Here is a 13763-nt window from a genome sequence, read left to right on the forward strand (position 1 = left end):
AAAAAGCCACATTCACCAACAACCCGCACCGATAAGCATCATCCCTAAAAGCTTCGCCACAGAAAGCTTGCTGGCCAATATCATCCTTGGCAAATACCAATACGCGATGCCACTTTATCGCCAAGAATCCCTGTTTACCCAGTCAGGTATCGAGCTATCGAGAACCACCATGGCAAGGTGGGTAATCCAGGTGAGTGAAAAGTTCAAACCGCTTTATCAGGCACTGAAGGCTCACTTACTCGAACAAGTGGTGGTTCAGGCCGATGAAACACCGCTCAATGTACTTAAGGAAGACAAGCAATGTTATATGTGGTTGTACAGCTCGGGAGCCGACTCCCCTGAAGCCAAACTCCCTGACATGAAAAATATCGTCTTGTTCGACTATCAAAACAGCCGTGCGAGAGCGTGCCCCGTGAACTTTTTGGGCGATTACTCAGGCTATCTACAAAGTGATGGCTACGCGGCTTATGATGGATTAACCAACGTCACCAATGTCGGTTGCTTCGCTCACGCACGTCGTAAGTTCATGGAGGCGAAAAAGCTTCAGGGCAAAGGTAAAACAGGTAAAGCAGATGTGGCGTTAGCCAAAATCCAAAAGCTGTATGCACTGGAATCGCGATTAAAACTGGCTTCGGTCGAAGAGCGTTGGGCAGAAAGACAAGCGCAGGCTAAACCGATGTTGGATGACTTGTATGACTGGTTAACCACGCAGAAAATCATCGAATCGAGTCCTCTTGGTAAAGCCATCAAGTACACCTTGGGTCAGTGGTCTAAGCTGATACGCTATGTTGAAGATGGGCATTTATCTATCGACAACAACCGAGCGGGACGCGCAATCAAATCGCTGGTTATTGGTAGAAAAAATTGGTTATTCTCGACGAATCCGCTTGGTGCTGATGCGAGTGCTTTGCTGTATAGCATCATCGAGACGGCGAAAGCGAACGGACTGATACTCTACGATTACATGGTCAAATGTATGAGGGAACTGGCAAAGCCAGAGCCTGATATTAACTCTCTTCTTCCTTGGAACTTCTCACACTAAAACGCCCCGTGGGATCATGGGGCGCTTACTCTACACCCAAACAACTTGGAATTGCAGGTTGGCTATATCGAGAAAGAGCAAAAAATAACAGTAATGCAGAGACTAAAGAAGAGAAAGGACAGGGGGTGTATAAACAAAAACTCAGGAATTTTTCCTGAGTTTTGATAATCAACCCAAATACTCATATAGGATGGAAATGAGATTAAAGCAAAATTCGCTTGTCATTTTTATTGACCGTCGCTCGGCCAATGCCTTTTACCTTAATTAAATCATCCTTATTAGTAAAAGCACCGTTTTGTTCCCGATACTCAACAATCGCCTGTGCTTTTTGCAAGCCAATTCCTTGCAATAACGTCGCCATTTCTTCTGCAGAAGCGGTATTAATATTAACGGTGATCTCAAACCCTTGACTGACCTCAGTAAGTTCTTCACCAAAGGCATAACTCATTGGCCAGCAAGCTCCTAACAGTAAAATGATTAAGTATTTTTTTAGCATCATAACTCTCCTTGTGATTACCTATGCGACAACGCGTATTGATATTAAGGGAAATAAAGACACAACAAATCAAACAAAACCGTAAAATAAAATGAGCTGCAAAGGCAGCCCATTTTAACAAACATATCAATTACATGATGTGTATTATTGATTCACAGAGAAATACTCAATTTCTGTATTTTTACGCAATACATTCAGTACACTATCTAAATCCTGCTGAGTACCAAGACGAGATAATTGAGCAGCAATTTGCTCACGATATTGCGCATCGACCTGAGTATCAACGTTATCTAACGCAATCACAACCACGTTTCCATCCTGATCTTTTCCTTGCGCATAAACCGATTTATCTTGTTCCGGCTTGGGCATTGAAAAGACAATCTTAGCCAAAGCTGCACCACGATCAATCGTTTGTGGTTGGCTAAAAGTAAGCTTATGCTCGGCCAGTAAGTGATCATCCCCTGCTTGCAATCCACTCACTAGCTGAGTCGCTAACTGCTGTGCTTGTTGAGCACCTTTTAGCTGCACCAGTTCCGCCTCAATGGATGACTTGACCTCGGCTAATGGCAAAATAGTTTCAGGTCGAGACTCTTCAACACGCACCACCACAATGTGTTCTGGAGCAATTTCAATCACCTCTGAGTTCAAACCATCTTCTTTGACTTCTGGTGACTGCAATGCCTGTAACACATCCGTATTACGTAAACGTTGGGGAAGTTCATCAACTGAAATAAAGTCAGTACGCTGAATCTGTGCATGAACCACTTGCGCTGCATCATCCAATGAATCTGGAGATTCAAACGCTACTTTTTCAAGCTCAGTTTGCAGTTGGTAGAACTGATCAACCGCTTGTTGATCTTGCAGCTCAGTTTTAATTTGCGTAGCAACTTGCTCAAAAGGTCGAACCATGGGGGCGTTAAGCTCATCAAGTTTGATAATGTGGTAACCAGATTCTGATTTAACTAAGCCCGTTACATCACCAACATGCTGTAGCGCAAACGCTGCATCTTCAAACGCTGCATCCATCGTACCACGTTCAATCCAGCCCAGATTACCGCCTTCTTGTACACTCCCAGTATCTTGTGACTTTTCTTTGGCTAGGGTGGCAAAATCAGCCCCTGCATCAAGTTCATCAAGAATAGCTTGAGCCATTGCCCTGTCATCACCTTTTACAAGGATATGGCTCACTTTACGCTGTTCATCTGACGTATATTTATCTTGATGCTCTTGATAATAAGCTTGTGCTTGCTCATCACTCACCAATACCGCAGCTTTCAATTGTTGCGCTGCCAGTTCAATATAAGAAATTTTCATCTGTTCTGGACGAGTATAGCGCTCATCATTTGCTTGGTAGTATTGCTCGATTTCCTCAGCGGTAACTTGGACTGACTGAGTAAAAGATGCGGTCGGTAAAGAAATGGTACGAATTTGACGTTGCTGAGTAATTAAAGCACTCTGGGCATCAATTTCACCATTTAGAGTAAATTCACTACCTTGTAGCGCAGTCATTAACTGATTACGTACTAAATTACGACGTAGATATTGTGCAAACCCGTCTGGGGTAAACCCAGCACGACGCAAAGCCGATTGGTAAAGCGTTTGATCAAACTGACCTTCCGATTGAAACTCAGGCATGGTTAAAATTGATTGACGAACTTGTTCATCGCTCACTCTGAGCCCAAGTGATTGAGCATGTTGCTCAAGTAAAAGATCATTAATTAAATTATCAAGCACTGACTTTCGCAAGAAGGAAACGTAAGCCGGATCGGCTAACAAGTTAGAAAAGTAATCGCCAAACTGAGATTGCATACGATTACGTTCATTTTGGTAAGCTTGCTCAAATTCTCCTCGGCCAATATCAACACCGCCGACTTTAGCGGCAGCGTTATTGCCGCCACTAATCAGGGAATTACCTACCCCAGCAAAGACAAAAGAAAGGATAATTAGTCCTAGGATAATTTTTATCGCGGTGCTGTTCACGCCCTCGCGTAATCGATCCATCATAGTTTTACTGCTCTCCGGATTTGAAGTCACAGACTTCAGCCAAAATTGAATAGCGCGATAATATCAGAAAAAGAAATGCGCATCAGTAGGATGCGCATAATTTCAAAAGGTTCGAACTAAATTTGCGTAAAAACAACAAAAGTAACTGAATTAGTTACAAGCATCTTTCAATGCTTTACCCGCTTTGAAAGCAGGTACTTTTGCTTCAGCGATTTGAATCTCTTCGCCCGTTTTAGGGTTACGACCAGTACGAGCCGCACGGGTACGAACTGAGAAGGTACCAAAGCCCACTAATGCCACTTGATCACCAGACTGAAGAGTATCGCTCACTGCTTCAATAAATGCATCAAGGGCACGACCAGCTGATGCTTTTGAGATATCAGCGTCAGCTGCAATTTTTTCTACTAATTGAGTTTTATTCACTATGATTCCCCTTTGGCTACCAAGTTATTATTTTGTTCGGTGCCGATTCGTTCCATTAAGATTAAAAACAGGCTTAAAGCCTTGTGACAACTGGGCTTAAGCCATAGTCAATAACGTTAGCTCTCAAAAAAAACGCTGACAAGCCTTTTTCCACCTATCAGCGTAATCTTTTACTTATTTTTGCTGCATATCACTATTTGACCGCTGAAAAACTGACCCCATTCGGATCTTTTTCTAATGCAACTTGCAATACTTCATCAATCCACTGGACTGGGATAACTTGCAAATCTGCAATCACGTTATCTGGAATCTCTTCTAGATCACGCTCATTATCTTTAGGGATTAACACGGTTTTGATCCCGCCACGATGGGCCGCAAGCAGCTTTTCTTTCAAACCGCCAATCGGCAGTACTTCGCCTCGCAGCGTAATTTCACCTGTCATTGCCACTTCCGCTTTTACCGGATTCCCGGTAAGGCTAGAGACTAACGCTGTACACATCGCGATCCCCGCACTCGGGCCATCCTTCGGTGTTGCCCCTTCCGGAACATGAACATGGATATCTTTCTTTTCATAAAAGTCACCATTGATACCGAGTTTTTCCGCACGAGAGCGAACGACAGTCATCGCGGCTTGAATCGATTCTTGCATCACATCGCCCAGCGAACCGGTTTGTGTTAACTTCCCTTTGCCCGGCATCGATTGTGTTTCAATCGTGAGAAGATCGCCACCGACTTCAGTCCATGCAAGGCCAGTAACTTGACCGATACGATTACTTTCATCCGCTTTACCATAATCAAACCGCTGTACACCTAAAAATTCTTTTAAGTTTGCTTGATTAACCGTCACGGTTTTGACCCCAGTATTGAGCAGAATTTTCTTCACCGCTTTACGACAGATTTTAGAAATTTCTCGCTCAAGCCCGCGGACTCCTGCTTCGCGTGTATAGTAGCGGATAATACCAATAATGGCTGAATCTTCGATGATGATCTCACTAGGTTTCAAACCATTACGCTCAATTTGCTTATTCACTAAATGACGTTTTGCTATATTGAGTTTTTCATCTTCGGTATAACCGGATAGACGAATCACTTCCATACGATCCAACAGCGGGCCTGGAATATTCATCGAGTTAGACGTCGCGACAAACATCACATCCGATAAGTCATAGTCAACTTCCAAATAATGGTCATTAAACGAGTTATTTTGTTCAGGGTCTAGCACTTCTAACAAGGCAGAAGCGGGATCGCCACGCATGTCCGAAGACATTTTATCGATTTCATCTAATAAAAATAGCGGGTTTTTAACCCCAACTTTTGCCATTTTTTGAATCAACTTACCCGGTAATGAACCAATATAAGTTCGACGGTGCCCGCGAATCTCGGCTTCATCCCGCACGCCACCTAGAGCCATACGGACATATTTACGGCCAGTGGCGGCAGCGATAGAGCGTCCTAATGACGTTTTACCCACCCCTGGAGGCCCAACCAAACATAAAATTGGCCCTTTTAACTTATTGATCCGTGTTTGTACCGCCAGGTATTCCAAAATGCGCTCTTTTACCCGTTTCAAACCATAATGATCAGCATTGAGGATCTCTTCTGCTTTAGCGAGATCTTTTTTCACTTTAGAGCGCTTCGTCCAAGGCACGCTAACCATCCAGTCGATGTAGCTGCGAACCACCGTGGCTTCTGCCGACATGGGAGACATCATTTTTAGTTTTTGCAGCTCTTGCTCTGTTTTTTCTCGAGCTTCTTTTGGCATCTTCGATGCTTCAATTTTTTGTTGCAAAACTTCAAATTCATCGGGTGCATCATCCATCTCACCGAGTTCTTTCTGAATGGCTTTCATTTGCTCATTCAGGTAGTACTCTCGCTGAGATTTTTCCATCTGCTTTTTCACGCGGGTACGAATGCGTTTTTCAACTTGCAGCAGATCAATTTCTGATTCCATTTGCCCCATCAAAAATTCCAAACGTTCAGCGACGTCTAAAATTTCTAAAACTTGTTGTTTATCTGCCAGTTTTAGTGGCATATGCGCAGCGATGGTATCGGCAAGGCGAGCGGCTTCATCGATACCATTCAGTGATGTCAGGACTTCAGGAGGAATCTTTTTATTCAGCTTGATAAAACCTTCAAACTGATTGATCGCGCTGCGCACAACCACTTCTTGCTCTTTATCATCCAACTCTGGAGTCAATAAATACTCAGCTTCCGCTGAGAAAAATTCACCTTCGTTGAATTGATGGATTTTTGCGCGCTGTTGACCTTCAACTAAGACTTTTACCGTACCATCGGGTAATTTCAATAATTGAAGGATGGTCGCCACAGTTCCCACTTCAAAGAGATCTGAAACTTTCGGCTCATCGGTTTCTGCTTGCTTTTGAGCAACCAGAAGCACTTGCTTGTTGTTATCCATTGCCGCATCTAAACACTGAATGGATTTTTCACGGCCAACAAACAGAGGAATGACCATATGTGGGTACACCACTACATCTCGTAGAGGGAGTACTGGGATCTCAATACGCTCGGATCGTTCCAAGTTCATATTATTCTCTCTTCCGCTTTTATGTATATGGCAGTATATGGGGGCTAACAGACTGGATTCAATGACAGAATTAAAAAAAGGAGGCTTGACCGCCTCCTTTTAAAACAGTTGCACAAATTTTATTCAGCACCTGCAGCTTGATGCTCATTTCCTGCGTAAATGAGTAAAGGAGCTGACTCACCATTTATAACAGACTCATCAATGACAACTTTCTCAACGTCAGACATTGAAGGCAGTTCATACATGGTTTCTAACAGGACGTTTTCAAGAATAGAACGTAGACCCCGAGCACCAGTTTTACGCTTCATCGCTTTAGCGGCGATTGCACGTAAGGCATCTTCACGAAATTCTAGTTCCGTCTCTTCTAACTCAAAAAGAGCGGCATACTGTTTTGTCAATGCGTTTTTCGGCTCACATAAGATTTGAATTAAGGCTTTTTCATCCAGTTCTGTTAAGGTTGCCGTGACTGGCAAGCGCCCAATAAACTCTGGAATCAACCCATATTTTACCAAATCTTCAGGTTCTACTTGGGTAAAGAGTTCACTTATCGACTTACTACTGTCTTTTGAGCGAACTTCAGCCCCAAAACCAATTCCTGTCCCTTTCGCGACACGTTGTTCAATGACTTTATCCAAACCAGAGAAAGCACCACCACAAATGAAAAGAATTTTTGAGGTGTCAACCTGTAAAAACTCTTGCTGCGGATGCTTACGTCCACCTTGTGGCGGAACGGATGCCACTGTACCTTCCACCAGTTTTAGCAGCGCTTGCTGAACCCCTTCACCGGATACATCACGAGTGATGGATGGATTTTCTGCTTTACGTGAAATTTTATCGATTTCATCGATATAGACAATTCCTCGCTCTGCCTTGGCAACATCATAGTCACATTTTTGTAGCAGTTTCTGGATGATGTTTTCAACATCTTCTCCCACATAACCGGCTTCGGTTAATGTAGTTGCATCTGCCATCGTAAACGGAACGTCTAAGAAACGAGCCAAGGTTTCAGCAAGTAGTGTTTTACCACTTCCTGTTGGACCAATCAGCAAAATATTACTTTTGCCAAGTTCCACACCGTCACTCGTTGTATCACCGTTACGTAAACGCTTGTAGTGGTTATATACCGCAACCGCAAGCACTTTTTTTGCATGTTCTTGGCCAATCACATAGTCATCGAGATGTTCACGAATTTCTCGAGGAGTCGGCAACGCTGACGACTCTTTCTTCGGTAAAACATCTTTGATCTCTTCACGAATAATATCGTTACAAAGATCGACACATTCATCACAGATGTATACTGAAGGACCGGCGATTAGCTTGCGAACTTCGTGCTGGCTTTTGCCACAGAAAGAGCAGTACAGCAATTTACTGCTACCACCCTCTTTGCTTTTATCTGTCATTCGCTAACCTCTTAGCCTTTACTCTTTATGGTTTCAGTGTATAACAATTTACACTAGATTGCGTTAACCAATTTTCACAATGGCTATTCACCACGATGAGTTAACACAGCATCGACTAACCCGTATTCCACCGCTTGATCCGCTGACATAAAATTATCACGATCGGTATCGCGTTCAATGATTTCGAGTGGTTGTCCTGTGTGTTCTGCTAGCAATTTGTTAAGTTTATTCTTAATACTTAGAATTTCTTGCGCATGGATTTGAATGTCTGAGGCTTGGCCTTGGAAGCCCCCTAGTGGTTGATGAATCATTACGCGAGAATTGGGTAAGACATAACGTTTACCCGGCGCACCACCAGCGAGTAAAAAGGCCCCCATTGAACAAGCTTGCCCGATACATAACGTGCTGACATTAGGCTTGATAAACTGCATGGTGTCATAAATAGACATGCCAGCAGTCACACTGCCACCAGGAGAGTTAATGTATAGGAAAATATCTTTATCAGGATTTTCAGATTCTAAAAAAAGCAGTTGAGCCACGACAAGATTTGCCATGTGATCTTCTACTTGGCCTGTCAGAAAAATCACTCTGTCTTTTAATAGACGAGAATAGATATCATATGAACGCTCACCACGAGATGTCTGTTCTACCACCATGGGTACGAGCGCATCAATCACTGGCGACATTGCATTTTTTTCTTGGTAGCTCATATAGTCTTGTATCCCTAAAATAAATGGCCCGAATGATGGGCATCACGCGGACCATTGTTAGCAGAAGAGCTGACGTTTCGTCAACCTTTCTACGTGACAAATTGCTTAAATCAAGCAGCTTCTGGATTCATTAGCTCATTAAAGCTAACTGTTTTTTCCGTCACTTTGGCTTTAGCAATGATCGCCTCAATCGCTTGCTCTTCTAGAGCAAGATTGCGCATATTATCCATCATTTGCTCATTTTGCTGATAGTAAGCAATCACTTCTGATGGATCTTCATAAGCAGTTGCCATCTCATCAATTAGAGCTTTTACTTTTTCTTCATCAGCTTTTAGCTCTTCAGTGCGAATAACTTCACCTAAGAGTAGACCAACCACAACGCGACGTTTTGCTTGTTCTTCAAAAAGTTCACGTGGAAGTTGATTAGCGGCTTCCATGTTACCACCAAAACGTTGAGCTGCTTGCTGGCGTAATACATTAATTTCTTGGTCAACCAATGCAGAAGGAACCGGAGTTTCGTTCTCTTTTACTAGGCCTTCAATCGCTTGCTCTTTCACGCGAGTTTTGATGGCTTGCTTCAGCTCACGCTCCATATTTTTACGAACTTCGGCTTTCAAACCTTCAATTCCGCCTTCAGCCACACCAAACTTAGCCACAAATTCATCATTCATTTCTGGCAGTTCACGCGCTTCTACTTTATTAACTTTAATGGCAAACTTGGCCGCTTTACCTTTTAGGTTCTCTGCGTGGTAATCTTCAGGGAAGTTAACGTCGATTTCAAATTCCATGCCTTTAGTTTTGCCAACGATACCATCTTCAAAACCAGGAATCATACGGCCAGCACCCATTTCTAGTGGGAAGTTTTCAGCTTTACCGCCTTCAAATTCTTCACCATCAATAGAACCAACAAAATCGATAGAAACTCGCTTACCTTCTTCAGCAGCTTCGTCCACTTCAACCCAAGCGGCTTGTTGTTTACGAAGTGTTTCCAACATTTCAGCAACATCTGAATCAGTCACTTCTGCTGCTGGTTTTTCTACCGTGATATTTTCTAGACCTTTCAACTCAACTTCTGGGTAAACTTCAAACGTTGCTGTAAAAACAAGGTCTTTTCCTGCTTCGTTTTCAACAGGAGCAAAGGTTGGTGCGCCAGCAGGATTGATTTTTTCTTTCACGATTGCTTCGATAAAGTGACGCTGCATCACTTCACCCAATACATCTTGACGTACTGCTTTGCCGTACATCTTAGCAACCATCTTCATTGGCACTTTGCCTTTACGGAAACCATCGAAACGACGGTTCTTGGCGATGTTGCGTAGTTCCGCTGTCACCGCATCTTCGATGTTTGCAGCTGGAACAGTAATATTGAGACGGCGCTCTAGGCCTTCTAGCGTTTCAACAGTAACTTGCATTGTTTATAAACCTCAAAACTGGCTCAGTATTCCTGAGCATCATGAGCCAATACCGTGATTGGCTGCATCCTTGTGTTGTGTTCGATTGAACACTTAAATGATAAATATTAGGCATCGATATTTCGGCTTAATAAGCCTTAATATCAGACTAATAAGTGATATCTTTGCCGATTTGCGCCGAATAAAGGTATCTCTGATTAGCCTCAGGGCAAAAATTTAGACGTGACATTCTACCGATCAGGGCTTTTCCTGTCGAGTTAAACCCCAAACCATCGCTTATAAATCTGTCCAAAAACGACCTAAGTGCTAAAGTTTTCATCAAACACTTAAAACCATGAGAATTTAAATGGGGACAATAAAGGCTTTTTCAAGAGAATCGAGGCTTTTTTTTATCCAAACATTCAAAAAGAGATCTTGCTCTTATTTTGCAGGGCAAGCGCATTAATAGTTAACCATCATGATGGCCGTCTAAGACGAGCAACTGATGACCAATGTTTTCCCCCACTCCGTGGGGAGCCTTGCATAGCGTTCATATTCTGGCTATTCGTCAAAAGGTCGAGGTAATCGCTGAATCAGTGTCTCGATTTGATGACAATTGCCTTGGGTTGCCTGTTCAATCGCCTCTTGCGCCAAAAATAGACACGGAAGGGAAACAAGCCCCTTCCGTTACCGTTCATTATAATGCCCATAAAATAAGCGCTAATACCTGTGGAGATAGTATCCGCAAACACATGACTAACGGATAAACCGTTGCATAAGCTAGCGCTGATGCGCCGCTTGTTTCATGTAAACCATTTGCAAAAGCTAATGCTGGTGGATCCGTCATTGAGCCTGCCAACATACCACACATAGTAAGGTAGTTCAGTTGACCAAATAGCCGAGCCAAGATCCCTACGGTAATTAATGGGATAGCGGTAATTAATGCACCATATCCCATCCAACTGACACCATCACCTTGCACTAAGGTATCAATAAAATGCCCTCCCGATTTTAGTCCAACCACAGAGAGGAATAGAACAATACCAATTTCACGTAATGCTAAGTTAGCGCTTGGTGGCATGAACCAGTACATTTTACCAATGCTACCAATACGAGCCAAAATAAGAGCGACGATCAGTGGTCCGCCTGCCAATCCCAATTTTATTGCTGCAGGAAAACCCGGTAAGTAAAAAGGTATCGAACCTAAGAGTACTCCAAGGCCTATCCCAACAAAAACAGGCAACATTTGCACATGTTGCAATTTTTGATGTGCATTACCAACAATACCACTGACGGCTTCAATGGCTTCTTTTCGGCCAACTAAGTTTAAAATATCACCAAATTGTAGAGTTGATTGACTCGATGGAATCAACTCAACCCCAGCTCGATTAAGCCGAGAAACCACAACGTCATACTTTTCTTTTAGATCTAAGTCACGTAGTTTTTTACCCAATACAATTTCATTGGTCACCACCAAACGTTGAACTCGTAATTCGGTGCCTCGTGTCGATAATGAAGCATCAACCTCTTCACCAATCACTAACCGAGCTTTTTCTAATGCTTTTTTATCCCCCACTAAGTGAAGAAAATCATTCAATTCAACACGAGAGTCTGGCTTGGGGACATACAGTTGGTCTCCTCGTTTTAAGCGCGAACAAATAATATTTCCATCGCTTAATGCTGGAATCTCTTGTAAGAGCAGCCCATTTAAATTGGGATTTTTCACCGCAACATTTATCGTATTCAGGCTCTCTTTTTTATGCCCATTGTGAATTTCAAATTCATCGGCCTCTTGCTGAATGTTAACTCGAAATAACATACGCAATAGCCACATCGTTAACAAAATGCCACAAATACCAAATGGATAAGCAATTGCATAGCCCATCCCGGTTAAATCCAATAAATTCTCTTGGCCACCTAACTCTCCGAGAATTTGTTGCCCAGCACCCAGTGATGGTGTATTGGTCACTGCACCAGAGAATACGCCGAGAATCACCGGCAATGGCACATCAAATAAATAATACAGTGCGATGGTCACTAAACAGCCAAGCAAAACAATCAAAGCAGCAAAAGCATTCAGTTTTAGACCGGAGGATCTCAATGAAGAGAAAAAGCCAGGCCCCACTTGTATACCAATGGTATAAACAAACAAGATCAGACCAAATTCTTGAATAAAATGTAAGGTATTGTAATCGAGATCGATTCCCCAAGCCGTAGTAAAATGGCCGACTAAAATACCACCAAATAGGACGCCACCAATTCCTAACCCTACACCGTATATTCGCCAATTTCCAAGCCACAACCCCAGCACTGCTACCAGCGAAAGAATGCTGATAGAAAGCGCAATGTCACTCATAATTTCTCTCCTAAATTATAAACATAAAACTTTACAGGGCAGATTCGCAGAACAACAAGCAGGGGTAGGCATAAGAACTGATAAGAGTGGTTAGTCTACAGCTGAAGGGTTCCAATCGTTCTTAGAAATGTTCCAAAACGATATGTCGTTGCCCCAAACTAACCACAGTAATACTGTAATTGTAAGAAAGTGTTAACTATAGATAAACAGAAGTGTGCGTTTAAGCGAATCTCCAATAGCGTCAATTGTTCAATCTACGATCTCACTGACATGATTTCCGCCTTTAAATGATAGTTATATCATTTAATATTTTAATCGTAGACAGACACCCTATCTATATCGATTACACCTAAAAATGGCGCTTTATTCACTCACCAGTCGACCCGATGGTGACATATCTAAAAAATGATCGATTTGCTTACGTCGAATAATCCATTGATAAGTTATTGATAAAATACAGATTTGATATAACCAAAAGAAATAGATCAAGAGATTAAACACCCAGTGGGCTTGCTCACTCACTCCATCCCATTGAGCAAAAAAAGTAAACAACATCGTGATGCCATAGGGAAATAGACCCAGTAAAATAAAAAGTGGGCCTTGGTAGGGTTTTGATAAAGACCATGCCACTTTTAAGCCACGTGGCTCTGCATCAATCGCTATGGCAGGAATCACCAAACTCCAACGAGAAAATAGCCAACAGCAGGGGAGTGAAAATAGCAGATAGAGTACAAAAACAGGTAATGAAGCGACCTTCTCCTCAAACAAGTAAACAAATATCAAGGTACAGCCGATGAGTAGAGAAAATAACCCACCACCAATCAATATCCAGTAACCGATCATTTTTAACTCTCTTGTTCCGAACTGGGATGAGTCGTTGTTCGATGTTGTTATGGATGATGTTGTTATGGACGATGAATCTAACAGAATACTCCTATGCAGCTGAACCGTTGTCCAAGCAGCAATCATCATGACAAAGACGATCCATAAAAATACGTGTGGCGCACTATACCCTTGCTGAGTCTGTGGAATAATATATTGACTGCTGAGCGTCACTAACCAGTAGGGCCAGGATAATCGTAAAAGCTGACTCCACTTCATCTTAACCAATTGAAAGCTAAAAGATAATACATACAAAATAGGTAACGAACATACTGGCATGATTATTGACTCTAAAACCTACCTAAAAAACCATCTCAGTGATAACTCACCACTATGATCAAGAGAATCGATAATATGACTCAAATTGCTTATTTTTTCAGGACTAATCTTGTGACTAAACACGAAATTCTCACACAAATTAATAACCTTTTTATTATAAAGGCTTAAACCTTCACAACTCCCTCACCTTGCTGCGCTTTTTTAAATCGGTGATGACGCAAGTCAAGCTCACGCC

Annotated in this window: 10 protein-coding genes; 1 reads left to right on the forward strand and 9 read right to left on the reverse strand. The window is 42.5% G+C overall.

Translation table 11 applies throughout. The features are described from left to right. A partial coding sequence (tnpC, locus tag CAG57_RS13570; RefSeq protein ID WP_161439540.1) for an IS66 family transposase occupies positions 1 to 1042 on the forward strand: 1042 nt, incomplete at its 5' end. Between the two features lie 202 nt (positions 1043 to 1244). On the opposite strand, the gene CAG57_RS13575 is transcribed toward tnpC, so the two are convergent. The 9 genes from CAG57_RS13575 to CAG57_RS13615 all read right to left on the reverse strand — a co-directional run bounded on the left by CAG57_RS13575 (position 1245) and on the right by CAG57_RS13615 (position 13528). Beyond that, on the reverse strand, positions 1245 to 1541 hold the full coding sequence (locus CAG57_RS13575; protein ID WP_161430592.1) for a ComEA family DNA-binding protein: 297 nt from the start codon (positions 1539 to 1541) through the stop codon (positions 1245 to 1247). A gap of 141 nt (positions 1542 to 1682) precedes the next feature. Next, positions 1683 to 3542, reverse strand: coding sequence for a peptidylprolyl isomerase (gene ppiD / locus CAG57_RS13580; protein WP_161426828.1), 1860 nt, complete (start codon positions 3540 to 3542; stop codon positions 1683 to 1685). Between the two features lie 150 nt (positions 3543 to 3692). Continuing rightward, entirely contained in the window at positions 3693 to 3965 is a 273-nt protein-coding gene (locus CAG57_RS13585; protein ID WP_099612133.1) for an HU family DNA-binding protein, read from the reverse strand. A 193-nt stretch (positions 3966 to 4158) separates the two neighbouring features. After that, positions 4159 to 6510 carry an endopeptidase La gene (gene lon / locus CAG57_RS13590; RefSeq protein ID WP_099612132.1) on the reverse strand — a complete coding sequence of 784 codons (2352 nt, stop codon included), beginning with the start codon at positions 6508 to 6510 and terminating at the stop codon, positions 4159 to 4161. A gap of 119 nt (positions 6511 to 6629) precedes the next feature. Then, positions 6630 to 7910, reverse strand: a complete 1281-nt coding sequence (clpX, locus tag CAG57_RS13595) for an ATP-dependent protease ATP-binding subunit ClpX (protein ID WP_099612131.1) — start codon at positions 7908 to 7910, stop codon at positions 6630 to 6632. 83 nt (positions 7911 to 7993) lie between these two features. Then, a complete protein-coding gene (gene clpP, locus CAG57_RS13600; protein ID WP_099612130.1) occupies positions 7994 to 8620 on the reverse strand; it encodes an ATP-dependent Clp endopeptidase proteolytic subunit ClpP in 627 nt (208 codons plus the stop codon). A gap of 110 nt (positions 8621 to 8730) precedes the next feature. Further along, on the reverse strand, positions 8731 to 10032 hold the full coding sequence (gene tig / locus CAG57_RS13605; protein ID WP_099612129.1) for a trigger factor: 1302 nt from the start codon (positions 10030 to 10032) through the stop codon (positions 8731 to 8733). A 676-nt stretch (positions 10033 to 10708) separates the two neighbouring features. Then, positions 10709 to 12367 carry a putative transporter gene (locus tag CAG57_RS13610; protein ID WP_161428414.1) on the reverse strand — a complete coding sequence of 553 codons (1659 nt, stop codon included), beginning with the start codon at positions 12365 to 12367 and terminating at the stop codon, positions 10709 to 10711. A 363-nt stretch (positions 12368 to 12730) separates the two neighbouring features. Continuing rightward, positions 12731 to 13528: a hypothetical protein gene (locus CAG57_RS13615; protein ID WP_161428415.1), complete on the reverse strand. Its 798-nt coding sequence runs from the start codon at positions 13526 to 13528 to the stop codon at positions 12731 to 12733. Positions 13529 to 13763 lie beyond the last annotated feature (235 nt).

The organism is Vibrio sp. V30_P3S12P165, from assembly GCF_009904905.1.
Taxonomy (GTDB): domain Bacteria; phylum Pseudomonadota; class Gammaproteobacteria; order Enterobacterales; family Vibrionaceae; genus Vibrio; species Vibrio fujianensis.

Bases quoted from the DNA above. Each gene is read 5' to 3' on its own strand.
- CAG57_RS13575 (WP_161430592.1), bottom strand. From the start codon at position 1,541: ATGATGCTAAAAAAATACTTAATCATTTTACTGTTAGGAGCTTGCTGG.
- ppiD (WP_161426828.1), bottom strand. From the start codon at position 3,542: ATGATGGATCGATTACGCGAGGGCGTGAACAGCACCGCGATAAAAATT.
- lon (WP_099612132.1), bottom strand. From the start codon at position 6,510: ATGAACTTGGAACGATCCGAGCGTATTGAGATCCCAGTACTCCCTCTA.
- clpX (WP_099612131.1), bottom strand. From the start codon at position 7,910: ATGACAGATAAAAGCAAAGAGGGTGGTAGCAGTAAATTGCTGTACTGC.
- clpP (WP_099612130.1), bottom strand. From the start codon at position 8,620: ATGAGCTACCAAGAAAAAAATGCAATGTCGCCAGTGATTGATGCGCTC.
- tig (WP_099612129.1), bottom strand. From the start codon at position 10,032: ATGCAAGTTACTGTTGAAACGCTAGAAGGCCTAGAGCGCCGTCTCAAT.
- CAG57_RS13610 (WP_161428414.1), bottom strand. From the start codon at position 12,367: ATGAGTGACATTGCGCTTTCTATCAGCATTCTTTCGCTGGTAGCAGTG.
- CAG57_RS13615 (WP_161428415.1), bottom strand. From the start codon at position 13,528: ATGCCAGTATGTTCGTTACCTATTTTGTATGTATTATCTTTTAGCTTT.